This is a genomic window from Trinickia symbiotica (assembly GCF_002934455.1).
Taxonomy (GTDB): Bacteria; Pseudomonadota; Gammaproteobacteria; order Burkholderiales; family Burkholderiaceae; genus Trinickia; species Trinickia symbiotica.
This window is the reverse complement of sequence record NZ_PTIR01000004.1, coordinates 45,093-70,086: the sequence shown is the minus strand read 5'-3', so window position 1 is coordinate 70,086 and position 24,994 is coordinate 45,093. Positions and strand designations below refer to the sequence as shown.

Sequence of the window (24,994 nt, the reverse complement as noted above, 5' to 3'; positions counted from 1 at the left end):
TATGCTGGGCCCTGTTTCGACACGAGGAAAAAGCCCTGGAGAACTGCATGAGACTACGTCGCGAGGTGCGGCGCGTGGCGGACGCGCTAGTTTCGAGTTTCAAAATCTTTCCGCGAACGGACTACCGAAAGTACTACCCTCGCAAATCGGCTAGCGAGCGGATGAGCGAGGCGTGGGAGCGGACTGCGCGCGACCTCGATGGCGCAATCACCGGCTTTGGTTGGCGTGAGCGAGCGCGATAACCCGCCGGGCAGCGAGATTGGAGTCGTTGAGCCAGCCGAAGCTGACCTGGTCGGTCTGAAGGTCGAGAAGCCGGAACTGCAGGAACTTGTCGAACATTCCGTTCTGTTGGCGCTGCAGTCGGAATCATATCGAGGACCGGTGCCGAAGCCGGAGCACCTCCGCCAATACGAGGAAATTCTGCCGGGCGCCGCGCGCATTATTGTCGAGGAATTCCAGGCCAACGGCCGCCACTCGCGTGAAGTGGAAATGGCTGGTTTGAGAAGCACCACGTCCATTGACACGCGTGCGCAGTGGATTGCCGGTGGGCTGGTCCTGGTTGGATTCGGGCTCGTTTATGAGCTTTCGATGACAGGGCATGACAGCGTGGCCATCGCTGTAGCCGTCGGCCTGCTGGGCACGGTGATAACGGGGTTTCTGACCGGGTCCGCGCATCGTAGCAAGCCCAAGGACGATAAGACGGACGATGGCGAGCCTCATTGAGCGCGACTCATTGAGCGTGAAAATACCCGGCTCACGAAGAAAGGCTCCGCGAACTTATCGGCGGTTGCGCATCCGTGGGGCCGCGATGTTGTTGTCAATGCGCCGGCACGTCACATCAGCACGATGTCGTACTGTTCCTGGCTCAAGTTCGACTCGACCTGCAACGAGACAGGCTTACCGATGAAATCGATCAGCATCGCGAGATGCTGCGACTCTTCATCGAGAAAGAGATCGATGACTTCCTGCGAAGCCACCACGCGAAACTCGCGCGGATTGAACTGCCGCGACTCGCGCAGGATTTCGCGAAGCACGTCATAGCACACGGTGCGCGCCGTCTTCACCTGTCCCTTGCCCTGACAGACCGGGCAGGGCTCGCAAAGCACATGCGCGAGCGATTCGCGCGTGCGCTTGCGCGTCATCTCAACCAAACCCAGCTGTGAGAATCCATTGACCGTCGAGCGCGTCCGGTCCCGTGCAAGCGCCTTTTTCAGCTCCGAGAGCACGGCATCGCGATGCTCGGCGTTCTCCATGTCGATGAAGTCGATGATGATGATCCCGCCGAGGTTACGCAGCCGCAGCTGGCGCGCAATCGTATGCGCCGCTTCGAGATTCGTCTTGAAGATCGTATCGTCGAAATTGCGCGCGCCGACGTACCCGCCCGTATTGACGTCGATCGTCGTCATCGCCTCGGTCTGGTCGATCATCAAGTAACCGCCCGACTTCAGATCGACACGGCGCGACAGCGCGCGCTGAATCTCCTGCTCGATGTTGTAGAGATCGAAGAGCGGCCGCTCGCCCGTGTAGTGATGCAGTTTCGAGCTGACAGCCGGCGTGAATTCCGCCGCGAACTCGACGAGCATCTGGTACGTCTCCCGGGAATCGACCTGAATCCGTGTCGTCTCGTCGGTCACGAAATCGCGCAGCACGCGTTGTGCGAGGTTGAGGTCCTGATAAAGCAGGCTGGTAGGCGGCAGGCGCTGCGCCTGCCCGACGACGGTTGCCCAGGTCTTGCGCAAGTAAGCCACATCAGCCGCAAGCTCTTCGCTCGTCGCATCCTCAGCAATCGTGCGCACGATGTAGCCGCCTTTTTCATCGGACGGCAGTACCGCCGTGAGCCGAGCACGAATCGCCTCGCGCTCGGCTTCGTCCTCGATCTTCTGCGAGATGCCGATATGCGGTTCTTGCGGCAAATAGACGAGCGTGCGCCCGGCGATGCTGACCTGCGTCGAGAGCCGCGCGCCCTTCGTGCCGATCGGATCCTTGATGACCTGCACGGTCAGCGTCTGCCCTTCGAACACCGTCTTCTCGATCGGCTGCGGCGGCGGTGCATGCTCGCCCGCGATGCGCGGATGCCAGATGTCGGCCACATGCAGAAACGCGGCACGCTCGAGGCCGATGTCGATGAAGGCCGATTGCATGCCCGGCAACACGCGCACTACCTTGCCGAGATACACGTTGCCAACGCGGCCGCGCGAGGCAGTCCGCTCGATGTGGAGTTCCTGCACGGCGCCTTGCTGGATCAGCGCAACGCGCGTTTCCTGCGGGGTCACATTGATGAGGATTTCTTCGTTCATCGCTGTCTTTTTCGAACGCCTTCGAACGGAACGGAGCGAAAGGCCTAGAACTCGACCCGCGCAGCACGCAACAACGCGGCCGTCTCAAAAAGGGGCAGACCCATGATACCCGAATAGGACCCCTCGATACGCTCGATCAACTCGGCGGCCCGGCCCTGGATCCCATAAGCACCCGCCTTTCCGAGCGGCTCCCCAGTCATCGCATAGCGCCTGAGCGCTTCGCGCGAGGCTGCCGCGAAGCGGACGGTCGAGCGCGAGAGCGCCGGCGGCAGCAGACGGCCTTCGCCATCTACCACGGCAAGCGCGGTCAAGACGTCATGCTCGCGGCCGGCGAGCCGTTCGAGCATGGTGAGCGCATGGTCTATGTCGTCCGGCTTGCCGAGAATCGCGCCGTCGATCGTGACCGTGGTATCGGCAACGAGAATCGGCGCCGGCGCGTGGTCGCCCGCGAGGAGCCGGGCACGCGCTGCTTCGGCCTTGGCGACGGTGACTCGCCGGACGTACGCATCGGCCGACTCGCCGGGTCGCTCGGATTCGAGTGCTTCGGCGTCCTCGTCGGGACGCGGCAGCAACAGCTCGAAGCGCACGCCGAGCTGACCGAGCAGTTCCTGACGGCGCGGGCTTTGCGAGGCAAGGTAGACGAACGGGTGAGGGGAGGAAGAGGGCGTCGATAGAGGCATCGGTCTGTCGTTGTAGTCCGGCGGCCAATGCGGCCGACGAGACTCGACGGCGCATCAGACGCGATGATAAGGGTGATTCTGCGTGATGCTCCACGCGCGGTAAAGCTGTTCAGCCAGCAGCACGCGCACCATGCCGTGCGGCAGCGTGAGGCTCGAGAGGCGAAGCAGCAGTTCGGCACGGGCTTTCAGTTCCGCATCGAGCCCATCCGCTCCGCCGATGATGAACGCCACGTCGCGCGCGTCCTGCTGCCAGGCGGGGAGCGCCTCGGCGAGCTGCATCGTGGTCCAATCGCGGCCGCGCTCGTCGAGCGCGATAAGCCGTGCTCCCTTTGGCAGCGCTGCCTCGATCCGCTGCCGTTCCGCGGCCATGACGCTTGACGCGGTCCGTCCGCCCGTTCGCGGCTCGGGCTTGATCTCGCGCAACTCGATACGCAATTCGGGCGGCATCCGCTTCGCGTATTCGTCGAAGCCTGCCGCGATCCAATCAGGCATTTTGTGGCCGACGGCGAGAATATGCAGCTTCATGCTGAGAGTGGCGTGGCCACGGGGGGCTTTTTAGAGATTTAGCTGCTCTTGCCGCGCCGCTTCGCAGGCGTCTTGCGAGCCGGCTTCGATGCGCTCGTTACCGCCCCATCGTCGTGGCCGTCGTCATCCTCGTCCTCACCATCGCCGGCGAGCGGCTCGCTCGGGCGCGCGCCCCCGAACGGGCTCGTACTCGTCAGCTTGACCCTGACGGGCTTGTCACCCCAGATCTCTTCGAGGTTGTAGTACTGCCTGAGGGCCGGCTGAAGGATATGGACGACGGCGTCGCCGCAATCGACGAGCACCCATTCGCCGATATCTTCGCCCTCGGTGCTGACGATCTCGCCGCCCGCTTCCTTCACTTTTTCGCGCACGCTCGAAGCGAGCGCCTTTGTTTGCCGGTTGGAGTTGCCGCTGGCGACGATCACGCGATCGAAGAGCTCCGTCAGATGGCTCGTGTTGAAGACTCTGATGTCCGTCGCCTTGACGTCTTCAAGGCCGTCGACGATCGCGCGTTGCAGTTTGCGAATGTCCATGGTTACCGGTGGTAAACGTGATGTTGAAGAATATAGCGCCAGACGGCCTCAGGGATGGCCTCGTGGGCCGGCGGGGCGTCGGCGCCCGCGTGCGCACCCCCAGCGAGTCGCTCGCGCAACTCGGCACGGATATCGGTGGCCGAGACGTCGAGCGCGAGCGTCGCATCGATCAGCAGGTGGCCGCTCGGCGTCGCGCGCAGCACTTCGGCGCTCGCCTCGCGCGACGACAGCTCGCGCGCGAGCGCGGGCGGCGCCGAGTTCAAGTCGAAGCCGGGCCGAGTGGCGGCGCAGATATGCGCGAAGTCAAAAAGGCGCTGCCAATCGTGCCAAGTATCGAGCCGCAACAGTTGATCCGCGCCTATCAAGAGCGATAGAGACGCGTCCGCGCCCTCGCGCGCGCGCCAGCGCTCGAGCGTGTGCACCGTGTAGGTGGGGCCCGCATGCTCGATTTCGTCGGTGGCGACGGTGACGGTCGTCCCAGGCAGGGCAAACGAAGCGGCCGCGGCCCGCGTCATCGCGAGCCGGTGGCGCGCATCGCTGACGTCGGCTTTCTGCCATGGCTGCCCCGCCGGCAGCAGAACGAGCTCCGTCAGTTGCAGCAGTTCGGCGAAGCGCCGTGCGAGCGCCAGATGTCCGTTGTGGATCGGATCGAAGGTGCCGCCGAGCAGCCCCACGCGGCGCGACAAGGCGGGCGGCGCCTCGTTCCGCGCGCGGGAGGAGGTGCCGGCGGGTGCGCCCGCTTCGCTCGACCGACTGGAAGGCGCGCGGGGTTGGGAGCGGGTCGGCGAATTCAGGGCAGCATCCTCATTCAAGCCACTCGCGCGGTTTCAGGAAATCGGTGGCGAGTTGCGCTTCGGGCGTGCCCGGCTCGGGTTGCCAGTTGTAGCGCCAGTTGGCGACAGGCGGCATCGAGAGCAGGATTGACTCGGTTCGTCCGCCGCTTTGGAGTCCGAACAGCGTGCCGCGATCGTAGACGAGGTTGAATTCGACGTAGCGCCCGCGCCGATAGCCCTGGAACGCCCGCTCGCGCTCGCCGTACGGCGTTGCCCGCCGTTTTTCGAGGATCGGCAGATAGGCGTGCAGGAATGCATCGCCGACGCTTTTCATCATCTCGAACGAGCGCGCGAAGCCGAGCTCTTCGAAATCGTCGAAGAAAATGCCGCCGATGCCGCGCGTTTCGCCGCGGTGCTTGAGGAAAAAGTACTCGTCGCACCAGCGCTTGAAGCGCGGGTAGAGATCGGCGCCGAAGGGGCTGAGCGCGTCGCGGCAAACCCGATGAAAGTGACGCGCGTCTTCCTCGTAGCCATAGGTGGGCGTGAGGTCCATGCCGCCGCCGAACCAGAAGACGGGGGCTTCGCCTGGCTTCGTCGCGGTGAGGAAACGCACGTTCATGTGCACCGTCGGGCAATGCGGGTTGCGCGGGTGCATCACGAGCGAGACGCCCATCGCCTCGAAGCCGCGTCCGGCGAGCTGTGGGCGCACCGCGCTGGCCGTAGGCGGCAGCGCATCGCCCGCCACATCGGAGAATCCGATACCGCCGCGCTCGATCAGCTCGCCGTCTTCGAGAATCGCCGTGACCCCGCCGCCGCGCAACCGTTCGCCGTCCGGGCGCTGCCAGGCGTCGGCCGTGAACGGCGTGCCGTCGAGCGCGCCGATGGCTTCGGCGATGCGCGTTTGCAGGCCCTGCAGATACGCGCGGACAGGCGTGGCGTCGAAGGTGGATTCAGTCATCGTTCGATGGGCGCTGAGCGCTTTCCCTTGAGGAGCTCAATGCTTCCGATTGAGCGCGCGATAACCGATGTCGCGGCGATACTGCATGCCGTCGAACGAAATCTGGTTGATGGCTTCGTACGCGGCCGACTGCGCGCCGCGCACTGAGTCATGCAGTCCGACGACGCAGAGCACGCGCCCGCCCGAGGTGACGAGCTTGCCGTCGACGAGCGCAGTCCCCGCATGGAACGTCACCGCGTGCTCGGTTTCGGCCGGGATGTCGTTGATGCGGTCGCCCTTGCGGGGGGCATCGGGATAGCCGTGCGCGGCGAGCACGACGCCGAGCGCGGTGCGACGATCCCACGTGAGCTCGACCGTATCCAGCGTGCCGGCGATCGCCTGCTCGAGCACCTTCGAAAAATCGCCTTTTAGGCGCGCCATGATCGGCTGCGTTTCGGGATCGCCCATGCGGCAATTGAACTCGAGGGTCTTCGGATTGCCTTCGGCGTCGATCATGAGCCCTGCATAGAGAAAGCCCGTGTACCGAATGCCTTCCTTTTCCATGCCACGCACGGTCGGCAGAATGATTTCGCGCATCACGCGCGCATGCAGCTGGGGCGTCACGATGGGCGCGGGCGAATAGGCGCCCATGCCGCCCGTGTTCGGACCGGCGTCGCCGTCGAGGAGCCGCTTATGGTCCTGGCTCGACGCGAGCGCGAGCACATGCTTGCCGTCGACCATCACGATGAAGCTCGCTTCCTCGCCCTCGAGACATTCCTCGATCACGACGCGCGCGCCCGCATCGCCGAGCTTGTTGTCCGCGAGCATCATGTCGACCGCGGCGTGCGCATCTTCGAGCGTCGTGGCGACCACGACGCCCTTGCCCGCGGCGAGCCCATCGGCCTTGATGACGATCGGCGCGCCTTTCGCGTCCAGGTAGGCGTGCGCCGAAGCGGCGTCGGAGAACGTTTCGTATTCGGCTGTCGGGATCCCGTGGCGCTTCATGAACGCTTTGGCGAAATCCTTCGAGCTCTCGAGTTGCGCGGCTTCCTTCGTCGGGCCGAAGATTTTGAGGCCACGCTGGCGAAACAGATTCACGATGCCGGCCGCGAGCGGCGCTTCGGGGCCGACGACGGTCAACGCGATCTGCTCCTTCTCGGCGAAATCGGCAAGCGCCTCGAGATCGGTGATGGCGACGTTGCACAGTCGCTCATCGTGCGCCGTTCCGCCGTTGCCGGGCGCGACGTAGACGACCTGGACGCGCGGCGACTGGGCGAGCTTCCATGCGAGCGCATGTTCGCGACCGCCCGAACCGACGACGAGTAATTTCATAGCAACAATCCTATGGCCTAAACGGGGCGGCCGGCGCATGACGCCGGCCGCGGTCTCTCAGCCTTGCATGGGCAGGAGCAAGCGTCAAAACGCCCACTCTTGCCGACCAATTCGAAGGGGCCGCCCGGCGCGTCGCGTGGTGGTTTCGCACCATGCGCGCGCGAGCCGGCGCACGCGTGTCATTCCTCGATGATCGTCGCGTTCGTGTAGACCTCTTGCACGTCGTCGAGGTTTTCGAGCGCGTCGAGCAGCTTTTGCATCTTTACCGCTTCTTCGCCGGTGAACTCCACTTCCGTTTGCGGCTTCATCGTCACTTCGGCGAGCTCGGCCTTGAAGCCGGCCGCCTCGAGCGCCGCCTTGACCTTCGGAAAATCGGGCGGCGAGCAAAGCACTTCCACGCTGCCGTCGTCGTTCGTGACGACGTCGTTCGCGCCGGCTTCGAGCGCCGCTTCCATCAGCTTGTCCTCGGGCGTATCGGGCGCGAACAGGAACTGCCCGACGTGATCGAAGAGGAACGACACGGAGCCGTCCGTCCCCATGTTGCCGCCGAATTTCGAGAACGCATGACGGACTTCCGCAACGGTACGTGTCCTGTTGTCCGTCATCGTATCGACGATGATCGCCGCGCCGTTGATGCCATAGCCTTCGTAACGGATTTCCTCGTAGTTCGCGCCGTCCACGCCGCCCACGCCGCGCTGGATCGCACGGTTGATATTGTCTTTCGGCATGTTGGCGTCGGTCGCCTTATCGACGGCGAGCCGCAGGCGCGGATTCGAGTCGATGTCGCCGCCGCCGAGGCGCGCCGCGACCTGGATTTCCTTGATGAGACGCGTCCAGACCTTGCCGCGCTTCGCGTCTGCTGCTGCCTTCTTATGCTTGATGTTGGCCCATTTCGAGTGACCAGCCATACCCTTTCTCCGTTGCGCGCGCGTCTTGCGCGCTCGCATGATGCGTTCTTTAGTGCGGATCTGCGGATCGAATCGGCGAATCCTTGAATCGATCGGCCGCGATATCGAGTGGTCGAGCGGCGCGGGACGCGCCAACGGCGCGGAAAATGCGGGAGCCGCCGCTCGGAAGCAGAAGAGAATTTTAGCACGCGCCCCGGGCGCGCCCGGCTCCTGCCGCTATCGGGCGCGGCCGGGTGGCGGGCGGATGCGTTTGACGGCGAAAACGCGCTCGCGCGCTCGCGGGCAGCCGCTTTATGACGCCCTTCGCCGGCCCCGGCTCGCTAGTTCTTTGTCCCGAAGAGCCGATCGCCGGCATCGCCGAGCCCCGGCACGATATAGGCGTGTTCGTTCAGGTGCGAATCCAGCGAGGCGACGAAGAGCTTCACGTCCGGGTGCGCGCGCTGGAACACTTCCACGCCCTCGGGGGCGGCGACGAGCGCGAGGAAAAGGATCCGCTCGCCGGGCACGTTGCGGCGCTTGAGGACATCGATGGCATGCACGGCGGAATTGCCCGTCGCCACCATCGGATCGCAGAGGATGAAGGTACGGTCCTCGAGGTCGGGCAGCCGCACGAGGTACTCGACCGGCCGGTGCGCCTCGTCGCGATAGACCCCGATGTGCCCGACGCGCGCGGACGGAATCAGTTCGAGCAGGCCGTCCGACATGCCGACGCCGGCCCGCAGCACGGGCACGATCGCGAGCTTTTTGCCGGCGATGACGGGGGCGTCGATCTCGACGAGCGGCGTCGCGACGCGCTTGGTCGTGATCGGCAGATCGCGCGTGATTTCGTAGCCCATCAATAGCGTCAGCTCGCGCAGCAGCTCGCGAAAGGTTCGCGTCGAGGTGTCCTTGTCGCGCATATGCGTGAGCTTGTGCTGGATCAGCGGGTGATCGAGGATGAAAAGGTTCGGAAAACGGCTGTCTTGTTTCATGGGCGGGGCGCCGCGCGTAGCGGCGGCTCAAGGGGCTCGACGAGGTGAACGGCTCGGAACTCGGGCGAGAGGGCCGAGGCGATGGACGCCAGTTTACCTCTACAATCGCGAGCATTCCCCATTTCGATTGCTTGGCAAAGCGAGGAGTGCAACATGGACATGGGCATCGCAGGCAAGACCGCGCTCGTCTGCGCCGCGAGCAAGGGGCTCGGGCGCGGCTGCGCCGAGGCGCTTGCCGCCGAAGGCGTCGAGCTCGTCATTCTCGCCCGCACGGCTGAAACCCTCGAGGCCACGGCGGCCGACATACGCGCGAAGACGGGCGCGAAGGTGCGCACCGTGGCATGCGACATCACGACACCCGAAGGGCGTGAGGCAGCGCTCGCCGCATGTCCCGACCCCGACATCCTCGTCAACAATGCGGGCGGCCCGCCGCCGGGCGACTTCCGTCAGTTCACCCACGACGACTGGATCCGCGCGCTCGAGGCGAACATGCTGACGCCGATCGCACTGATTCAGGCGACGATCGACGGCATGATCGCGCGCGGCTTCGGCCGCATCGTCAACATCACGAGCTCCGCCGTGAAGGCGCCCATCGACGTGCTCGGCCTCTCGAACGGCGCGCGCTCCGGATTGACGGGTTTCGTCGCCGGCGTCGCGCGCAAGGTCGCCACGCACAACGTCACGATCAACAATCTGCTGCCGGGCCTCTTCGATACCGATCGGATCGGCGCGACCTTCAGCGCGCAGGCAAAAGCGAAAGGGATCAGCATCGACGAAGCGCGCCGCGAGCGCATGAAGACGATCCCCGCCGGCCGCTTCGGTCAACCGGCCGAATTCGGCAAGGCCTGCGCGTTCCTTTGCAGCACACATGCCGGCTACATCACCGGGCAGAATCTGCTGATCGACGGCGGCGCCTATCCGGGCACCTTCTAAGACAACAATCGGAGTTGATTCATGACCCCACGCGTCGCATTGATTGCGCACGATCACAAGAAGGACGACATCGTCGCCCTCGCGGGCGAGTACGTCGAGTTGCTGCGCGGCTGCCAGCTCGTCGCGACAGGGACGACCGGAGGACGCATCGCGGGTGCCCACGGTCTCACCGTCGAGCGCATGCTCTCGGGGCCGAACGGGGGAGACCTGCAAATCGGCGCGCGGCTCGCTGAAGGGGCGATCGATGTCGTCGTATTCTTGCGTGATCCGATGACGCCGCAGCCGCACGAGCCCGACATCAACGCGCTCGTGCGCGCCTGCGACGTTCATAACGTGCCGTGCGCGACGAATATCGCGACGGCGCGGATGATTCTCGACGCGCTCGCCCGGCAGATGCGCGGCGGAGCCTGAGCGAGATTGGGCGGTTCCAGCGGATGCCGGGCGTGAGGCAACACATCAAGGAGAGCACGATGGTCAAGGCAATTCGATTCGAGCGGGTCGGCGGCCCCGAGGTGCTGCAGTGGGTCGATGTCGAAGTTGGCGAGCCCGGCCCGGGGCAGGTCCGCGTGAAGCATCATGCGATCGGCCTGAACTTCATCGACGTCTATTTCCGGACGGGCCACTATCCCTTGCAGCTGCCGGCGGGGCTCGGCATGGAGGCGGCCGGTGTCGTCACGGCCGCGGGCCCGGGCGTGTCCGGGCTCAAGGTGGGCGACCGTGTCGCGTATGTCGCCCGTCCTCCGGGCGCCTATGCCGAAGAGCGCGTGCTGCCGGCCGATCCGCTCGTGAAGCTGCCCGATGCGGTTTCGTTCGACGATGCCGCCTCGGCGATGCTGAAAGGATTGACGGCTCAGTACTTGTTGCGCCGAACGTTTCGCGTCGAGCCGGGGCAGACGATCCTGATTCATGCGGCGGCCGGCGGAGTGGGGCTCATCGTCTGCCAATGGGCGAAAGCACTTGGCGCGACGGTGATCGGCACCGTGGGCTCCGACGAGAAGGCGGAGCTCGCGAAAGCGCACGGCTGCGATCATCCGATCGTCTATACGCGAGAGAATTTCACCGAGCGTGTGAAGGAGATCACGGGCGGTGCGGGCGTGCCGGTCGTCTACGACTCGATCGGCAAGGATACCTACAAGGGCTCCCTGGACTGCCTGGCGCCGCTCGGCTACTTCGTCAGCTTCGGCAGCGCCTCGGGGCCGCTGCCGCCGATCGATGCGTCGGAGTTCGCGAACCGCGGATCGCTGTTCTTCACGCGGCCGACGCTCTTCACCTATACGTCGAAGCGCGAATGGCTCGACGCGATGGCGGCCGAGCTTTTCGACGTCATTGCCTCGGGCAAGGTGAAGACGAGTATCAACCAGCGCTACGCGCTGAAAGACGTGGCGGACGCCCATCGCGATCTCGAATCGCGCAAGACGACGGGCTCGACGATTCTCGTGCCCTGATCGATCTGTGCCCGATGACCGAGCCGACCGTGACCGTCGTCCTGATCGAAGACGAAAAGCAAATTCGCCGGTTCGTCCGTACGTCGCTCGAAGGCGCGGGAATGGTCGTGCACGACGCCGACACGGGCAAGCAGGGGCTCGTCGAGGCGGCGACGCGCAAGCCCGATCTCGTCATCGTCGATCTGGGATTGCCCGATACGGATGGGCTCGACGTCATCCGCGAGCTGCGCGGATGGACCGAATTGCCGGTCATCGTGCTATCGGCGCGCACGCGTGAGGATGAGAAGGTGGCGGCGCTCGATGCGGGCGCCGACGACTATCTGACCAAGCCTTTCGGCGTGTCGGAGTTGCTTGCGCGCATTCGCGCGCATCTGAGGCGGCGCAATCACGGCGGCGCGGGCGAATCGCCGCTCGTGCGCTTCGGCGACGTCGAGGTCGATCTCGCCGGGCGGCGTGTCGCGCGCGGCGGCGTACCCATTCATCTCACGCCGATCGAATACCGGCTGCTCGCCACGCTCGTGCGCCATGCGGGACGCGTCCTCACGCACCGGCAACTGCTCGTCGACGTGTGGGGGCCGTCGCATGTTGAAAGCAGCCACTACCTGCGCATCTACATGGCGCATCTGCGGCAAAAGCTCGAGCGCGATCCGGCGCAGCCGGAGCATATCCTCACGGAGACGGGCGTCGGCTACCGACTGGTCGGCGCCGATTGACCTGGCTGACTGGTATGGGCCGATAGGGCCGCGCGCACCAGGCCCCGCGCGATAGGCCGACCGCGGGCGCGGCTTTCGAATCGAGCCGGTCGCGCTGCCGCGGAGCGACGCCGACGGCTCGCCGGCGGCGCCCGAGCGGCGTTTGCGGCAGCGCGTCTATAATCAAGACAAAGCCGCGCGGCGCGAACCAGGGGGTGTCGCGGCATGCGCGGCAAGGGCTGACACGGAGGGGCGATGCTCGACGCACTTTCGCTTGGCGCCGGCCTCTCGTGGGCGAGCGGTCTGCGGCTTTATCTGACGGTGCTGCTCGTCGGCGTCTTCGCGCGCCTCGACATCATCCACTTGCCGGGTTCGCTCTCGGCGCTCGCCTCGCCCTGGGTCATCGGCGCCGCGGCCATCCTCGCCGTCGTCGAGTTCTTTGCCGACCGCATTCCCGCATTCGATTCGCTCTGGGATGCGATTCACACGTTCATCCGCATACCGGCCGGCGCGTTGCTCGCGGCCGGGGCGCTCGGCCATGCCGATCCGACGTTGATGACGATCGCCGCGCTCGCGGGCGGCACGCTCGCGGGCTCGGCCCACCTGACCAAGGCCGGCACGCGCGCGCTGATCAATTTGTCTCCCGAGCCGTTGTCGAACTGGATCGCGTCGTCCACCGAAGATCTGCTCGTCTGCATCGGGCTCGCGCTCGCGGTTTTCGCGCCGCTCGTCTTCCTCGCGCTGATGATCGCATTCGTCGTCTTCGCGGGCTGGGCGCTCCCGCGGCTCTGGCGCGGCGTGCAAGGCGGCTTTCGCGCGATGGCGGCGCATATGGGTGCCCGATTCGGCGGCTCGCGCTTGACTTCGTTCGGGAGCAAGCGCGATTGAGGGGACGGACAGCAAGCGCGCCGGGCCGCCGCCCGGCGGTTTCGGATCTCATGCGGCAGGCGGCGCGCATGACGGCGCGCGACTGGCGCGCCGGCGAGCTTTCGATGCTGGCGATTGCGCTGGTCCTGGCCGTGGCGGCGCTCTCGAGCGTCGCCTTTCTCGCCGATCGCCTGCAGCAGGGCCTCGAGCGCGACGCGCGCCGCATGATCGCGGCCGATTTCGTCGTGCGCGCCGATCATCCCGTCGATCGGCCGTTCGTCGATGAAGCGCACTCGCTCGGGCTCAAGACCGCGACCACCACGATCTTTCCGAGCATGGTCGGCCTCGCGCCGGCCAATGGCGCACAAGCGTCGGCCGGCGGTGACGCACACGCCAACGAGTCCGACCCGCCGCCCCCCGCGGTGAGGCTCGCGGCGGTGAAGGCGGTTTCGCCGGGGTACCCGCTGCGCGGCGCACTGCGGATCGCATCGGCGCCCGATGCGCCCGATCGTCCCGCGAACGGCATTCCGGCGCCCGGCACCGTCTGGGTCGATGCGCAACTGCTCGGTGCGCTTCATGCGCACGTCGGCGATCGCGTCGTGCTGGGCCAGCGCGCCTTTACGATCGCCGCTGTCATCACGCGCGAGCTCGATCGCGGCTTCTCCTTCGTCAACTTCTCGCCCCGCGTGATGCTCAATGTCGCCGACGTCGCATCGACGGGGCTGCTCGGCTACGGCAGCCGCGTCACCTATCGGCTGCTGGTGGCCGGCCCCGATGCGACGGTCGCTCGTTTCGCGGGTTTCGCCCATGAGCGCGTCGACGGCGGCCGACTGCGCGGCGTCGCTCTCGAATCGCTCGAAGACGGTCAGCCGCAGGTGCGCGAGACGCTCGATCGCGCGGGCCATTTCCTGCGGCTCGTGTCGTTGCTGACAGCGCTGCTGGCCGCCGTTGCCATTGCGATGGCGGCTCATCGCTATACGCGGCGCCATCTCGACAGTTGCGCCGTCATGCGCTGCCTCGGGCTCGCGCAAGGCGCGTTGCGCACGCTGGTCGCGCTCGAGTTTTTTATCGTCGGCCTCGTCGCCGGAGTGGCGGGTGTCGCGCTCGGCTATGCAGGGCATTTCGCGCTGCTCGCGTGGCTTGGCGAGCTGATCGGCGTCGAGCTCCCCCCGCCGAGCGCCGTGCCGGCGCTCGAGGGGATCGCGGCGGGGCTCGTGTTGCTGTTCGGCTTCGCGCTGCCGCCGCTCTTGCCGTTGACGCGCGTGCCGCCCGTGCGCGTGCTGCGGCGCGAGTGGGGCGGCGAGGCGCGCATCGCCTGGTACGCCTATGCGATCGGGATCGCGCTCTTCGGCGCGCTGCTGGTGCTCGCGGCGGGCGAGGTGAAGCTCGGCGGCATCGTCGCGGGCGGATTCGCGGCGGGGCTCGTCGTATTCGGCGGGGTCGCGCGCGCGGCGCTTTGGACGACCTCGAAGATCGCACGCAGCGAGCGCGGTGTTCAGCGCATCGCGGCCGGCGTCGGCTGGCGTTACGCCCTTGCTTCGCTCGAGCGGCGCGGCGCCGCGAGCGCGCTGCAGATCACGGCGCTCGCGATCGGGCTCATGTGCCTGCTCATGATCGCGATCACGCGCAACGACCTCATCGCCGGTTGGCGCAAGTCGACGCCGCCCGACGCGCCCAACGAGTTCCTCATCGACATTCAGCCCGACGAGCGGCAGGCCGTGACGGATTATCTGGCCGCGCACGGCTTCCCGGGCGTCGTGCTCGAGCCGATGGTCCGCGGGCGGCTCCTCGCGATCGACGGCAAGCCTGTCGATCCCGCGTCGTACAAGGACGAACAGGCACGCCGTCTCGTCGATCGCGAGTTCAATCTCTCGTATCGCTCGAGCCTGCCCGACGATAATCGGATCGTCGGGGGCCGATGGTACGGCGACACGACACGGCCCGAGATTTCGATCGAAGAAGGACTCGCCAAGCTCGTCGGGATCAAGCTCGGCGACGTGCTGCGCTTCGACGTGACGGGCCTGACGATCGACGCGCCGGTCACGAGCGTGCGCAAGCTCGACTGGGGCACGTTCAATGTCAACTTCTTCGTGCTCATGCCGCCTTCGTCGCTGAAGGGCTTTCCGGCCACTTACATCACGAGCTTTCACCTGCCGCCCGAGCGGCGTGCCGTCCTCGATAGTCTGATCGCGGCCCATCCGAACGTGACGGCGATCGACGTCGGGCCGATTCTCGCGCAGATCCAGCACGTGCTCGAGCAGGTGATCGGCGCGGTGCAGTTCCTGTTTGCGTTCACGCTCGGAGCCGGCGTCCTGGTGCTTTATGCGGCGCTGGCCGGCACACGCGACGAACGCATGAAAGAATCGGCGCTCTTGCGGGCGCTCGGGGCCTCGCACCGGCAGGTGCGCGCGGTGCAGGCGGCCGAGTTCGCCGTCGTGGGCGCGCTGGCGGGGCTCATGGCGGCCATCGGCGCACAGGTGCTCGGCTCGGTACTCGCGACGCATGTGTTTCTCTTCTATCTCGATTTCGATCCATGGCTGCTGCCGGCCGGCATCGCCGCGGGTATTGCATGTGCCGGCGTTGGCGGGTGGCTCAGCTTGCGGCATGTGCTCGAGCGGCCCGCCGGACAGTCGTTGCGCGACGCTTGATCTTTGACCCTTTCGCTTATGACCGATTCCACCGACGACGATGCGCGATCGCAACCGAGCGCATTCGAGCTCATTGGAGGCGAGGCGCGCGTGCGCGAGCTCGTCGACCGTTTTTATGACCTGATGGACCTCGAGCCGGAGTTCGCCGGCATTCGGGCGCTTCATCCGCCGACGCTCGAGGGCTCGCGCGACAAATTGTTCTGGTTCCTTTGCGGCTGGCTCGGCGGCCCCAGTCACTACACCGATCGTTTCGGCCATCCGATGCTGCGTGCGCGCCACCTGCCGTTCGCGATCGCCTCGTCCGAGCGCGATCAGTGGCTGCGCTGTATGGCGTGGGCGATGGAGGACGCGGGCCTGCCGGAATGGCTGCGCGAGCGTCTGTTGCGCGCGTTTTTCGATACGGCGGACTGGATGCGCAACCGGCCCGGCTGAACGCCCGGTACAGTCGCGACGGGGCGGCTCTCGAAGCGTGCTGTCGACGCGTCGCGACGAACGCGATAATCGGCAACGAGATCGACAAGGAATCGGCCCATGACGACACAAGCGCTTTTTCGAGAAGACGCCTATCTGACGCGATGCGAGGCGACGATCGCCGCGATCGGCGACGAGGGGATCCTGCTTGACCGAACCGTTTTCTATCCGCTCGGCGGCGGCCAGGCGGGCGACGCCGGCGCGCTCGTCCTTTCCGACGGCACGCGCATCGACATTGCGGACACGCGCAAGGCGAAGTTCGAGGATGCGACGCCCGACGACGCGCTGCACGTGCCCGCGCCGGGTCAGGACGCGGTACTGGAGAGGCTCGCTGCGGGCGAATCGGTGCTGGCCGAGATCGATTGGGCTCGCCGCTACCGGCACATGCGCCTGCATACGGCGAGCCACCTCATGTGCGCGGTGCTGCCGTACCCCGTCGATGGCTGCAGCATCACGGTCGACTATGCGCGCCTCGACTTCGCGACCGTCGAGCCGATCGAGCGCGAGTTCGTCGAGACGCGGCTTGCGTCGCTCGTCGACGGCGGACACCGCGTCGGCACCGAATGGATCACCGACGACGAGATGGCGGCGAGACCCGAGCTCGTGCGCACGATGAGCGTGAAGCCGCCGATGGGGCTCGGGCGCGTGCGGCTGTTGCGCATCGAGGGTGTCGATCTGCAGCCGTGCGGCGGCACGCATGTGCGCAATACGGCGGAGATTGGCGCGTTGCGCGTGGCCAAGCTCGAGAAGAAGAGCGCGCGCACGCGGCGCCTCGTGCTGGAGCTCGCGTCGTGATCGTGGGGGCTGACGACTACGCCGCGCTCGCGCCGGCCGCGCGCGACGTGCTCGATTTCTGGTTCGGCGAGCCGGGCTCGGCGCGCTTCGGCAAGGAGTGGGATCGGTGGTTCGACGGCGACGAAGGCTTCGATGCGACGCTGAGCGCGCGCTTCGGCAAGACGCTGGAAGCCGCGCGGCGCGGGGACTTCGACGATTGGGAACGCTCGCCGCCAGGTACGCTCGCGCTCATCGTCGTGCTCGACCAGTTCTCACGGAACATCCATCGTGGCAGCGCCGAGGCTTTCGCCGGCGACGCCCGGGCGCTCGCGGCGGCGCGCCGCATGGTCGATTCCGGCGCCGACCGCTGCCTTCCCTCGGCGCAGCATCGTGCGTTCGTCTACATGCCGTTCGAGCATGATGAGTCCCGGGAGAGCCAGGAGCTTGCCGTACGCCTTTTCGAGGCGCTCGAGCGTGAAACGGGATTGAGCGGGTACCTCCGCTATGCGCGGCGTCACGCGGAGATCATCGAGCGCTTCGGGCGCTTTCCGCACCGCAATGCCATGCTTGGCCGGCGCCCGACCGATGCCGAGCGTGACTTCCTGTCCGAGCCGGGCTCCTCGTTCCGCTAGCGGATCCAGTGCCCAAGCGCACATCGAATCCGGGCGGACTCAGCGCCCGCCCGCAACGTCGAGCAGTGCGCCGTTCACATACGATGCCGCATCGGAGAGCAGCCAGACGATCGCCGCCGCCACTTCGTCGGCGCGGCCGGGCCGTCCGGCCGGCGTTTGCGCGCCGAGCTGCGCGGCGCGATCGGGCTTGCCGCCGCTCGCGTGAATCTCGGTATCGATGAGGCCGGGGCGCACGGCATTGACGCGTACGCCGCGCGCGCCGAGCTCCTTCGCAAGTCCGATCGTCATCGTGTCGACGGCGCCCTTCGAGCCCGCATAGTCGACGTACTCGTTCGGCGACCCGAGTCGCGACGCCGCGGATGAAACGTTGACGATCGCGCCGCCCGCTCCGCCACGGTCCGTCGCCATGCGCCGCGCTGCTTCGCGGGCGCACAGATAGGCGCCCAAGACGTTGACGTCGAACACTCGCTTAAGACGCGCGAGATCCATGTCCGCGAGCGGCATCGAGGGCGCGACAATGCCCGCGTTGTTGACGAGCGCATCGAGCCGGCCGAACGCCTGCGCGACGGCATCGAACATCGCGCTGACGGCCGGTTCGTCGGCGACGTCGGCCTGCACAAAGAGGGCCTTGCCGCCCGCCTGCTCGACTTCGCGTGCCGTTTGCTCGGCCGCTTGCCGATCTCGCGCATAGTTGATGCCGACGGCCCAGCCCTGCGCGCCCAGCGACCGCGCGGTCGCGCGTCCGATGCCGCGGCTCGCGCCGGTGATGAGTACGACACGCATCTCCGTTTTCATGGGGCGGCTCGCTCAAACGGCCTCGCGCTCGGTGGCCCATTTATCGGGACCGGGCGGGCGATAGCGGCGCAGCTTGTCGACGAGTGCCGCGGGTTGCGAATCGATTTGCAGGATGTCCACGTAGCGCTGCTGCATGAAGCCTTCGCGGACCGTATGCCGCAGCAGGCCGACGAGCGGCGCGTAGTAGCCGTCGACATCGAACAGGCCGATCGGTTTCGAGTGATACCCGAGCTGGGCCCACGTGTAGACCTCGAACAGCTCTTCCAACGTGCCGGCGCCGCCCGGCAGGGCAACGAACGCGTCGGCGAGGTCGGCCATCATTTTCTTGCGCTGGTGCATATCCGGCACGACGTGCAATTCGGTGAGCCCGCGATGCCCCACCTCCTTGTCGACGAGGAGCTTCGGAATGACGCCGATCGCACGGCCCCCCGCCGCGAGCACCTCGTCGGCGACGACGCCCATCAAGCCGACGCGGCCGCCGCCGTAGACGAGCGTGCAGCCCGCCTCGACGAGTGCACGGCCGAAGCCGCGCGCCGCTTCCGCATAGGCGGGTTTGGCGCCGAGCGAAGAACCACAGTAGACGCAGATCGACTTCATGGCTGCGCGTCCTTGACGACCGTCTTCACGGCGGAATCGCGTGGCGGCAGATAGTCGTGGAATTCCCGCAAGGGGCGCCGGCCGGAGACGAGATCATCGAAGAGCTGCCGCGAGCGGCCGCGCAGATAGGGCGCCATGACCGAGATGACGTGGACGCTCACCTGATGCAACTCAGCGCGGATCGCCTCCTGCTCGTTGTACTTGCGCGGATGCATGACGAACTGATACGAGAGCCAGTAGGTGGCGATGACGCCCATGTTCGTCGAGATGACCTGGATTTCGTCGGGCGTCGCGACCATTTCGTCGTCGGCGACGAGCAATTCGCACATTTCGCGCGCAAAGCGCACCTTGTGACTGATGATCTGCTTGAAATGCGTCTCGAGGGTGCGGTTGCGCGCGAGCAGATCGTTGAGGTCGCGATAGAGAAAGCGGTACTGCCACATGAAATCGGCCATGTACTGCAGATATGACCAGGTTTCGTCGATGGTCGGACGATGATCTTCCGGGAACCGGAGCCGCTTTTCGATCGCCTGCTCGAACTGAGCAAATATGCTGTTGATGATGTCGTCTTTATTACGGAAATGGTAATAAAGATTGCCGGGGCTGATCTCCATTTCCTCGGCGATGGTCGTGGTCGTGACGTTCGGCTCGCCGATCTCGTTGAAGAGCTTCAACGACAGTTCGAGGATCCGTTCACGGGTGCGGCGGGGAGTTTTTGCTTCCATGTCGTCCGGCCCTGAAATGTGTTCGCGCTGGGCCAAATACGACGGAACGCGCGGCACTTTCGCGACGCTGCGTCGTGTCAGCCCGGCGTGGTTGGTCTGTCTCGGAGTTGTGGGCCGATTATAAACCGGTCGTTCTCTTCTTCGACCGGCCTAGGGTTTTCATGGAGAAGCGACAAGCCGCCCGATCCATGCAACGAGGAGCGGGCCGGCGATGAGCACCCACGTGAGCAGGCATGCGCCGAGCGCGACCGTCACGGCCGCGCTGCCGAGATCCTTCGCGCGCCGGGAAAGCTCGTGGCGCTCGAGCGAAATGCGGTCGATGGCCGCTTCGACGCTCGAATTGAGCAGCTCGACGATCAGCACGAGCAGCACGGAGCCGATCAGGAGCACGTGCGAGACGGCGTCGACCGGAACGAGCGCGCCGCCCGGCACGAGTATCGCGGCGAGCGTGAGTTCCTGGCGAAACGCGCTCTCCTCGCGGATGGCCACTCGGAAGCCATTGACCGAGTTTTTGAGCGCATGCCAGGCGCGCGTGAACCCGCGATTGCCCTTGTAGGGGTTGAAGGGCGGCGGGGCGAGCGGATCGTCGGGGGAGAGCGGCTCCGGCCGCTCCACGTGGTCATCGCGCGCGTGCGACTCGTCGGGCGCGAGCTCGACGTGGCGCTCGCGAGCCGCGGGCGGTTCAGCGGGCGGGGGCGACTCGACCCGTTCGTCGCGGGCGAGCGATTCATCGCGCCTCATGCCGCGGCGTTCTCGTTCTCTTCGCGCCACGGGGCGCGCGAAAGGGGTTTCAAATGCGCGGCGAACTGCTCGGACGCGGCGCGCCAGGAGAACCGCTCGGCCCAGGCACGCGCGTGTGCGCGCTCGATCTTCAGCGCGTCGAGGCAAGCTTCGCGCAAGTCCTCGTTCATCGCGCCGGCTCCACCGTCGCCGAGCACGTCGATCGGGCCCGTCACGGGGTAGGCCGCGACGGGCGTGCCGCAGGCGAGCGCCTCGAGCAGCACGAGCCCGAAGGTGTCGGTGCGGCTCGGAAAGACGAACACGTCGGCGGCCGCGTAGACTTTCGCGAGCTCGGCCTGCGTCAGCACGCCGAGGTAGTTGGCCTCGGGGTAGCGGGACTTGAGCTCCGCGAGCGCCGGGCCTTCGCCGGCCACCCATTTGGAACCGGGCAGATCGAGCTTGAGGAAAGCCTCGACGTTCTTCTCGATCGCGACACGGCCGACATAAAGGAAGATCGGCCGCGCCGTGTTGAGCACCTTTGATTCCATCGGATGGAAGATATCGAGGTCGACTCCGCGCGACCAGAGCACGACATTCGTGAAGCCGTACTCCTCGAGATCGGCTTTCACGACGGGCGTCGGCGCCATGACGGCGAGCGACGGCCGGTGGAACCAGCGCAGGAACCGATAGGAGACCGCGGCCGGCAGCGCGAAGCGGGCCTCGATGTACTCGGGAAACCGCGTGTGATAGGCCGTCGTGAACGGCAACCCGTGCCGGATCGCGTAGCGGCGCGCGGCGAGCCCGAGCGGGCCCTCCGTCGCAATATGGAGCGCGTCGGGGCCGAACTCGTCGATCCGCCGGTTCAGCCGCATGCGCGGAAAGAGTGACAGGCGGATCTCGGGGTAGGTCGGACACGGCACCGTGCGAAACTCGAGCGGGGCGAGCAGCTCGACGCGATGCCCGAGCGCCGTGAGTTCGCGCGTGGTGTTCTTGAGCGTGCGGACGACGCCGTTGACTTGAGGTTCCCACGCGTCGGTGACGATCATGATCTTCATGCGAAGCCCTATGCGGTGAAGGGGGAGCGTGAGGAGCGGGGCGGCGGACGTCGCGACCGTGAGCGCCCTGTCATTTTAGGCGGTTGCCTTGGCCTTGCGCGAATTGACTTCCGGCGAGCGCATCACGGTCCAATAGACCACCTGCAGCTCGCCCTCGAGCGTTTCGACGAGCGCGGATAGACTTTCGACCCAATCGCCGTCGTTGCAATAGGTGAGGCCGTCGACCTCGCGGATCTCGGCCTTGTGGATGTGGCCGCAGACGACGCCGTCGCAGCCGCGGCGGCGCGCCTCGTCGATCATGACCTGCTCGAACGACGAGATGAAGTTCACCGCGTTCTTGACCTGGTGTTTCAGATATTGCGAGAGCGACCAGTACTGAAACCCGAAGCGGCTGCGAATACGGTTGAACCAGCGGTTGAGCACGAGGATCGCCGTGTAGGCGGTGTCGCCGAGATAGGCGAGCCACTTGGCGTGCTGAATCACGCCGTCGAAGAGATCGCCGTGAACGATCCAGAGGCGCTTGCCCGCCAACGTCGTATGAAATGCTTCGCCGCGCACGTGAATGTCGCCGAACGCGAGATCGCAGAACTGCCGTGCCGCTTCGTCGTGATTGCCGGGAATGTAGACGACCTGCGTGCCTTTGCGCGCCTTGCGCAGGATTTTCTGCACGACGTCGTTGTGCGCCTGCGGCCAGTACCAGCCCTTCTTGAGCTGCCAGCCGTCGATGATATCGCCGACGAGATAGAGATACTCGGACTCGTTGTGGCGCAGGAAATCCAGCAGGTAATTGGCCTGGCAGCCGCTCGAACCGAGGTGGATGTCGGAGAGCCAGATCGTGCGGTAACGGTGGGGATCGGGCACGCTGTCGTCGTGGTGGCTGCTGCTCGAAGCCGACTGCCGACCCCCTGCATCCTCGATCGTCGACGCGCCGCCGGGCGTGGCGGGGTGGAACGGAACGGCGTCGACCGAAGCGCCGATCTGCCGTAGGAGGGAAGTCGCGGACGTCGCACGGTCCATGGCTTCTCGCGTCGAGTTGTACATGTGTGCATTGCGCCACGCGCCTGTGACTGCCACATGACAGTCACGAGAAGTTCTTATTACGCAGCGGGGATTCGACGGGCGGCCCGCGAGAGGGTCGCGGCGCGCGCGTCAGGAGGGCGACGTGCCGGCCGTGGCCTGCCGACGCGCTTCGGCAATCACGATGCGTGTGCCGGCGAGGCGATCGTGGGGGAACTGTCGTGCGCCGTCGAGCCGCGCGGAGGCGGCCCAGAGCACGAACCAGACGGCGGCGGCGCCGAGCGTGTAAGGCAGCGAAAGGTCGATGAGCGGATGCAGCGCGAGGGGCGGCAGAAACCAGAGCCAGGCCAGCAGATAGCGAACGACGGCGCGGGCGGGCCGCACCGGGGAGCCGTGGCGGCCGACGAGGCGCAGGCGCCAGGTTTTCATCGGCAGCGTCTGGCCGCCGTGCGTCCAGCACCAGACGAAGTAGGCACCGACGACGAGCGCGATCCACGCCGCGAGCAGGTCGCGATGGACGAGCCCGTTGCGCTGCTGGGTGAGCGTGCCGAACAGATAGCCGGCGAAAAAGACGATGCCGAAGAGAATCACCGCCTCGTAGACGAGCGCGGCGAGACGCCGGCGCACACTCGGGGGCGGCAACGGCGGCGCACTCTTTGCCGCGCCGGCGTTGCCGAGCGCGCTCGTGTCCGATTCGTCCAATGCCGACATCGCGCGAGCCCTCAGGCGCCTTTGAAAATGCCCGATTGGTCCTCGGACGGCGAGAGCGGCGCACTGTTGGCCGGTGCCGGGCTGGCCGGGGCCGTCGGGACCGACGGCGGCGGTACGGCGACGGGCGCCGACGCGCTCGTCGCGGATGCGACGCTACTGCCCGCGCCTGGCCGCTGCTCGACGAGTCGATTGAGCCCGCGGATCTCGCTTTTCGCGCCCGACGGGGGCGCGCTGACGACGGTCGGCCGCCGCTTGCGCTCGCTTGCCGCCAAGCGGGCCTTTTGCTCGGGTGAGAGTTGCTGATAGGCCGTCCATGCCTTTTGGCGCGCTTGCGGCGGCAGCGCTTTCGAGAGCTGGTAGTTTTCGCGCGCGACGCGCCGCTGCTCGGGCGTCATGCGCACCCACTCCGCCATCTGTTCATGCAGCCTTTTTTGCCGTTCGGGCGACATCTTCGCGAAACCGGACGCGATCTTGATCCATTTTCGCTTGCGTTCGTCGCTGAACTTGTCCCATACCGCAGCGAAAGGCGCGAGCGCCGCGTGTTGCGCGGGCGTCAGACGGGCCCATGAAAGCGGATTGTGGTCCGTGACGAGCGGCGGAAAGTCGAGCGCGAGGGGGGCGCCGGGCGTCGACGCCGACGCGACGGCGGGCGCGCTGGCGCCCGCGGCCGCATGGGCGGCGGCCGGCGGCGGGGCGAAAAACCGGTGGTAGGTGGCGGCGAATGCGACCGCCGAGGCGATCGCGCACGCGAACACGACGGCCAGGCCGCGCTTGTAGCTCACGCAGGACTCCTCCGCATGCGTTCAGCGCGCACGCGAGAGATACGCGTTGAACCCGTGATCGAGATACGCGTTGAGCGGGAGCTCGTCGTTGAGCATGGCTGCGTCGATGTCGGCAAGCTCTGCCGAGCGTTGCAGGTTTTCCCAGTAGGCGATCGCGGCGACGCCGACGACGAGTGCAATGACGGGCCACGCGCGCAGCATGCGGACGAACGGCGACACGCGCCGTTCGCGCGGCGCGGACCTCGGACTCATGCTCGGCTCCCCCCCGGCATGCGCGAGCACTGGCACGAACGCGCGCGCCGCGAGCGCTTCGGGCTTCTTGCGCGCGAGCGCGACAAGCCGCGCGGCCGCGAGTTTCTCGACCGTCGAGGCGGGCAAGCTGGCCGCGTTTTCGTCGAGCGCGCGACAGATGTTGTGCGCGAACTCGCGTTCTTTGATTTCGGGAGCGGGGCTCATAGCGTGATTCCTTTGGCCTTGAGCGCAACCGCCAGCGTATGCGTGGCTCTCGAGCAGTGCGTCTTGACACTGCCTTCGGAGCAGCCCATCGCGGCGGCAGTCTCGGCGACATCCATATCTTCCCAGTAACGCATGAGAAACGCCTCCCGTTGACGCGCCGGTAATTTTTGGATCTCTTCGTCGATGAGTGCGAGCACTTGATGGCGCTCGAGCGTTTGCTCGGAGCTTTCCGATCCGCCCGAGGCTTCCTGTCCTTCGATCGTCTCCAGCAGGTCGAATTCCTCGTCTTCGCCGCTGCCGAACGACGAAAAGAGGCTCACCCAGGTGTTGCGCACCTTTTGCCGACGAAAAAAGTCGTGCGTCGCATTCTGGAGAATACGCTGAAAGAGGAGCGGAAGCTCGGCGAGCGGCCGGTCGCCATACCGTTCGGCGAGCCGGATCATCGCGTCCTGCACGATGTCGAGGGCGGCATCGTCGTCGCGCACGGCGTAGACGGTCTGCTTGAACGCACGCCTTTCGACGCTCGTCAGGAAATCGGCGAGTTCCTTGTCTGATGCCATCCGAGGGAGGCCGCGCCTCTTTTTGGGGCGCGCGCCGTAATCGATTGAAAAAAATCCGTAAAACTGGCGGATGCTAGCAAACTTTTCGAGATGACGGGGTGCGAACAGGGGGCCGCGGCGGCTGCGGGCGGCGTTTTTTCGAAGCCTTGTGGTGCAAA

Annotated in this window: 29 protein-coding genes; 10 read left to right on the top strand and 19 right to left on the bottom strand. The window is 66.2% G+C overall.

The genetic code is table 11. The features are described 5' to 3' along the window. Positions 1–198 precede the first annotated feature (198 nt). Positions 199–723, top strand: coding sequence for a DUF2335 domain-containing protein (locus B0G57_RS08110; protein WP_083925773.1), 525 nt, complete (start codon positions 199–201; stop codon positions 721–723). Positions 724–833: 110 nt separating this feature from the next. On the opposite strand, the gene rng is transcribed toward B0G57_RS08110, so the two are convergent. From rng to upp, 9 genes are all read right to left on the bottom strand, one after another. Then, positions 834–2,297: a ribonuclease G gene (gene rng / locus B0G57_RS08105; RefSeq protein ID WP_018442961.1), complete on the bottom strand. Its 1,464-nt coding sequence runs from the start codon at positions 2,295–2,297 to the stop codon at positions 834–836. 44 nt (positions 2,298–2,341) lie between these two features. Then, the gene (locus B0G57_RS08100) at positions 2,342–2,977 is read right to left on the bottom strand and encodes a Maf family protein (protein WP_018442960.1); all 636 of its coding nucleotides are present in this window, start codon (positions 2,975–2,977) and stop codon (positions 2,342–2,344) included. Between the two features lie 54 nt (positions 2,978–3,031). Further along, a complete protein-coding gene (rlmH, locus tag B0G57_RS08095) occupies positions 3,032–3,502 on the bottom strand; it encodes a 23S rRNA (pseudouridine(1915)-N(3))-methyltransferase RlmH (protein ID WP_018442959.1) in 471 nt (156 codons plus the stop codon). A 38-nt stretch (positions 3,503–3,540) separates the two neighbouring features. Continuing rightward, positions 3,541–4,035, bottom strand: coding sequence for a ribosome silencing factor (gene rsfS / locus B0G57_RS08090; protein WP_018442958.1), 495 nt, complete (start codon positions 4,033–4,035; stop codon positions 3,541–3,543). 2 nt (positions 4,036–4,037) lie between these two features. Then, positions 4,038–4,721 carry a nicotinate-nucleotide adenylyltransferase gene (locus B0G57_RS08085; protein WP_018442957.1) on the bottom strand — a complete coding sequence of 228 codons (684 nt, stop codon included), beginning with the start codon at positions 4,719–4,721 and terminating at the stop codon, positions 4,038–4,040. A 118-nt stretch (positions 4,722–4,839) separates the two neighbouring features. Continuing rightward, positions 4,840–5,766 carry an oxygen-dependent coproporphyrinogen oxidase gene (hemF, locus tag B0G57_RS08080; RefSeq protein WP_018442956.1) on the bottom strand — a complete coding sequence of 309 codons (927 nt, stop codon included), beginning with the start codon at positions 5,764–5,766 and terminating at the stop codon, positions 4,840–4,842. A 36-nt stretch (positions 5,767–5,802) separates the two neighbouring features. Then, positions 5,803–7,077 carry a phosphoribosylamine--glycine ligase gene (gene purD / locus B0G57_RS08075; RefSeq protein ID WP_018442955.1) on the bottom strand — a complete coding sequence of 425 codons (1,275 nt, stop codon included), beginning with the start codon at positions 7,075–7,077 and terminating at the stop codon, positions 5,803–5,805. Positions 7,078–7,256: 179 nt separating this feature from the next. Beyond that, the gene (locus tag B0G57_RS08070) at positions 7,257–7,985 is read right to left on the bottom strand and encodes a YebC/PmpR family DNA-binding transcriptional regulator (RefSeq protein ID WP_026230091.1); all 729 of its coding nucleotides are present in this window, start codon (positions 7,983–7,985) and stop codon (positions 7,257–7,259) included. A 320-nt stretch (positions 7,986–8,305) separates the two neighbouring features. Beyond that, positions 8,306–8,956: a uracil phosphoribosyltransferase gene (gene upp / locus B0G57_RS08065; protein WP_018442952.1), complete on the bottom strand. Its 651-nt coding sequence runs from the start codon at positions 8,954–8,956 to the stop codon at positions 8,306–8,308. 153 nt (positions 8,957–9,109) lie between these two features. On the opposite strand from upp, the gene B0G57_RS08060 reads away from it, so the two are divergent. The 9 genes from B0G57_RS08060 to B0G57_RS08020 all read left to right on the top strand — a co-directional run bounded on the left by B0G57_RS08060 (position 9,110) and on the right by B0G57_RS08020 (position 17,418). After that, complete coding sequence (locus B0G57_RS08060) at positions 9,110–9,889, top strand: SDR family oxidoreductase (RefSeq protein WP_018442951.1); 780 nt, start codon at positions 9,110–9,112, stop codon at positions 9,887–9,889. 21 nt (positions 9,890–9,910) lie between these two features. Continuing rightward, positions 9,911–10,300, top strand: a complete 390-nt coding sequence (locus B0G57_RS08055; protein WP_018442950.1) for a methylglyoxal synthase — start codon at positions 9,911–9,913, stop codon at positions 10,298–10,300. Between the two features lie 59 nt (positions 10,301–10,359). Beyond that, positions 10,360–11,334: a quinone oxidoreductase family protein gene (locus B0G57_RS08050; protein ID WP_026230090.1), complete on the top strand. Its 975-nt coding sequence runs from the start codon at positions 10,360–10,362 to the stop codon at positions 11,332–11,334. Positions 11,335–11,348: 14 nt separating this feature from the next. Next, a complete protein-coding gene (gene kdpE, locus B0G57_RS08045) occupies positions 11,349–12,047 on the top strand; it encodes a two-component system response regulator KdpE (protein ID WP_018442948.1) in 699 nt (232 codons plus the stop codon). Positions 12,048–12,281: 234 nt separating this feature from the next. Further along, positions 12,282–12,914 (top strand): DUF4126 domain-containing protein, encoded by a 633-nt coding sequence (locus tag B0G57_RS08040; protein WP_018442947.1) that lies wholly within the window; start codon positions 12,282–12,284, stop codon positions 12,912–12,914. 50 nt (positions 12,915–12,964) lie between these two features. After that, a complete protein-coding gene (locus B0G57_RS08035) occupies positions 12,965–15,541 on the top strand; it encodes an ABC transporter permease (RefSeq protein ID WP_018442946.1) in 2,577 nt (858 codons plus the stop codon). 18 nt (positions 15,542–15,559) lie between these two features. Further along, on the top strand, positions 15,560–15,973 hold the full coding sequence (locus B0G57_RS08030; RefSeq protein WP_018442945.1) for a group II truncated hemoglobin: 414 nt from the start codon (positions 15,560–15,562) through the stop codon (positions 15,971–15,973). 99 nt (positions 15,974–16,072) lie between these two features. After that, the gene (locus B0G57_RS08025) at positions 16,073–16,807 is read left to right on the top strand and encodes an alanyl-tRNA editing protein (RefSeq protein ID WP_018442944.1); all 735 of its coding nucleotides are present in this window, start codon (positions 16,073–16,075) and stop codon (positions 16,805–16,807) included. Beyond that, positions 16,804–17,418 carry a DUF924 family protein gene (locus tag B0G57_RS08020; protein WP_018442943.1) on the top strand — a complete coding sequence of 205 codons (615 nt, stop codon included), beginning with the start codon at positions 16,804–16,806 and terminating at the stop codon, positions 17,416–17,418. Before B0G57_RS08025 ends, B0G57_RS08020 begins: the two co-directional genes overlap by 4 nt. 39 nt (positions 17,419–17,457) lie before the next feature. Here the strand turns inward: B0G57_RS08020 and B0G57_RS08015 are convergent, their stop codons facing one another. The 10 genes from B0G57_RS08015 to B0G57_RS07970 form a co-directional block, all read right to left on the bottom strand. Then, positions 17,458–18,213, bottom strand: coding sequence for an SDR family oxidoreductase (locus B0G57_RS08015; protein ID WP_018442942.1), 756 nt, complete (start codon positions 18,211–18,213; stop codon positions 17,458–17,460). A 12-nt stretch (positions 18,214–18,225) separates the two neighbouring features. Continuing rightward, positions 18,226–18,810, bottom strand: coding sequence for an LOG family protein (locus B0G57_RS08010; protein ID WP_018442941.1), 585 nt, complete (start codon positions 18,808–18,810; stop codon positions 18,226–18,228). Beyond that, positions 18,807–19,535: a TetR/AcrR family transcriptional regulator gene (locus B0G57_RS08005; RefSeq protein WP_018442940.1), complete on the bottom strand. Its 729-nt coding sequence runs from the start codon at positions 19,533–19,535 to the stop codon at positions 18,807–18,809. The genes B0G57_RS08010 and B0G57_RS08005 overlap by 4 nt, the downstream gene beginning before the upstream one ends. A gap of 159 nt (positions 19,536–19,694) precedes the next feature. Next, the gene (locus tag B0G57_RS08000) at positions 19,695–20,276 is read right to left on the bottom strand and encodes a diacylglycerol kinase (protein WP_018442939.1); all 582 of its coding nucleotides are present in this window, start codon (positions 20,274–20,276) and stop codon (positions 19,695–19,697) included. Continuing rightward, positions 20,273–21,310 (bottom strand): glycosyltransferase family 4 protein, encoded by a 1,038-nt coding sequence (locus tag B0G57_RS07995; protein ID WP_102607132.1) that lies wholly within the window; start codon positions 21,308–21,310, stop codon positions 20,273–20,275. Before B0G57_RS07995 ends, B0G57_RS08000 begins: the two co-directional genes overlap by 4 nt. Positions 21,311–21,385: 75 nt before the next feature. After that, positions 21,386–22,327, bottom strand: coding sequence for a UDP-2,3-diacylglucosamine diphosphatase (locus B0G57_RS07990; protein WP_018442937.1), 942 nt, complete (start codon positions 22,325–22,327; stop codon positions 21,386–21,388). A 132-nt stretch (positions 22,328–22,459) separates the two neighbouring features. Further along, positions 22,460–23,038: an RDD family protein gene (locus tag B0G57_RS07985; protein WP_018442936.1), complete on the bottom strand. Its 579-nt coding sequence runs from the start codon at positions 23,036–23,038 to the stop codon at positions 22,460–22,462. 11 nt (positions 23,039–23,049) lie between these two features. Then, positions 23,050–23,820 (bottom strand): DUF3106 domain-containing protein, encoded by a 771-nt coding sequence (locus B0G57_RS07980; RefSeq protein ID WP_018442935.1) that lies wholly within the window; start codon positions 23,818–23,820, stop codon positions 23,050–23,052. 21 nt (positions 23,821–23,841) lie between these two features. Then, positions 23,842–24,276 (bottom strand): DUF3619 family protein, encoded by a 435-nt coding sequence (locus B0G57_RS07975; protein ID WP_018442934.1) that lies wholly within the window; start codon positions 24,274–24,276, stop codon positions 23,842–23,844. Beyond that, the gene (locus B0G57_RS07970; protein WP_018442933.1) at positions 24,273–24,836 is read right to left on the bottom strand and encodes an RNA polymerase sigma factor; all 564 of its coding nucleotides are present in this window, start codon (positions 24,834–24,836) and stop codon (positions 24,273–24,275) included. The genes B0G57_RS07975 and B0G57_RS07970 overlap by 4 nt, the downstream gene beginning before the upstream one ends. Positions 24,837–24,994 lie beyond the last annotated feature (158 nt).

Coding starts and splice junctions, on each gene's coding strand:
- B0G57_RS08110 (WP_083925773.1), top strand. CDS start 199: ATGGCGCAATCACCGGCTTTGGTTGGCGTGAGCGAGCGCGATAACCCG.
- rng (WP_018442961.1), bottom strand. CDS start 2,297: ATGAACGAAGAAATCCTCATCAATGTGACCCCGCAGGAAACGCGCGTT.
- B0G57_RS08100 (WP_018442960.1), bottom strand. CDS start 2,977: ATGCCTCTATCGACGCCCTCTTCCTCCCCTCACCCGTTCGTCTACCTT.
- rlmH (WP_018442959.1), bottom strand. CDS start 3,502: ATGAAGCTGCATATTCTCGCCGTCGGCCACAAAATGCCTGATTGGATC.
- rsfS (WP_018442958.1), bottom strand. CDS start 4,035: ATGGACATTCGCAAACTGCAACGCGCGATCGTCGACGGCCTTGAAGAC.
- hemF (WP_018442956.1), bottom strand. CDS start 5,766: ATGACTGAATCCACCTTCGACGCCACGCCTGTCCGCGCGTATCTGCAG.
- purD (WP_018442955.1), bottom strand. CDS start 7,077: ATGAAATTACTCGTCGTCGGTTCGGGCGGTCGCGAACATGCGCTCGCA.
- B0G57_RS08070 (WP_026230091.1), bottom strand. CDS start 7,985: ATGGCTGGTCACTCGAAATGGGCCAACATCAAGCATAAGAAGGCAGCA.
- upp (WP_018442952.1), bottom strand. CDS start 8,956: ATGAAACAAGACAGCCGTTTTCCGAACCTTTTCATCCTCGATCACCCG.
- B0G57_RS08060 (WP_018442951.1), top strand. CDS start 9,110: ATGGACATGGGCATCGCAGGCAAGACCGCGCTCGTCTGCGCCGCGAGC.
- B0G57_RS08055 (WP_018442950.1), top strand. CDS start 9,911: ATGACCCCACGCGTCGCATTGATTGCGCACGATCACAAGAAGGACGAC.
- B0G57_RS08050 (WP_026230090.1), top strand. CDS start 10,360: ATGGTCAAGGCAATTCGATTCGAGCGGGTCGGCGGCCCCGAGGTGCTG.
- kdpE (WP_018442948.1), top strand. CDS start 11,349: ATGACCGAGCCGACCGTGACCGTCGTCCTGATCGAAGACGAAAAGCAA.
- B0G57_RS08040 (WP_018442947.1), top strand. CDS start 12,282: ATGCTCGACGCACTTTCGCTTGGCGCCGGCCTCTCGTGGGCGAGCGGT.
- B0G57_RS08035 (WP_018442946.1), top strand. CDS start 12,965: ATGCGGCAGGCGGCGCGCATGACGGCGCGCGACTGGCGCGCCGGCGAG.
- B0G57_RS08030 (WP_018442945.1), top strand. CDS start 15,560: ATGACCGATTCCACCGACGACGATGCGCGATCGCAACCGAGCGCATTC.
- B0G57_RS08025 (WP_018442944.1), top strand. CDS start 16,073: ATGACGACACAAGCGCTTTTTCGAGAAGACGCCTATCTGACGCGATGC.
- B0G57_RS08015 (WP_018442942.1), bottom strand. CDS start 18,213: ATGAAAACGGAGATGCGTGTCGTACTCATCACCGGCGCGAGCCGCGGC.
- B0G57_RS08010 (WP_018442941.1), bottom strand. CDS start 18,810: ATGAAGTCGATCTGCGTCTACTGTGGTTCTTCGCTCGGCGCCAAACCC.
- B0G57_RS08005 (WP_018442940.1), bottom strand. CDS start 19,535: ATGGAAGCAAAAACTCCCCGCCGCACCCGTGAACGGATCCTCGAACTG.
- B0G57_RS08000 (WP_018442939.1), bottom strand. CDS start 20,276: ATGAGGCGCGATGAATCGCTCGCCCGCGACGAACGGGTCGAGTCGCCC.
- B0G57_RS07995 (WP_102607132.1), bottom strand. CDS start 21,310: ATGAAGATCATGATCGTCACCGACGCGTGGGAACCTCAAGTCAACGGC.
- B0G57_RS07990 (WP_018442937.1), bottom strand. CDS start 22,327: ATGGACCGTGCGACGTCCGCGACTTCCCTCCTACGGCAGATCGGCGCT.
- B0G57_RS07985 (WP_018442936.1), bottom strand. CDS start 23,038: ATGTCGGCATTGGACGAATCGGACACGAGCGCGCTCGGCAACGCCGGC.
- B0G57_RS07975 (WP_018442934.1), bottom strand. CDS start 24,276: ATGAGCCCCGCTCCCGAAATCAAAGAACGCGAGTTCGCGCACAACATC.
- B0G57_RS07970 (WP_018442933.1), bottom strand. CDS start 24,836: ATGGCATCAGACAAGGAACTCGCCGATTTCCTGACGAGCGTCGAAAGG.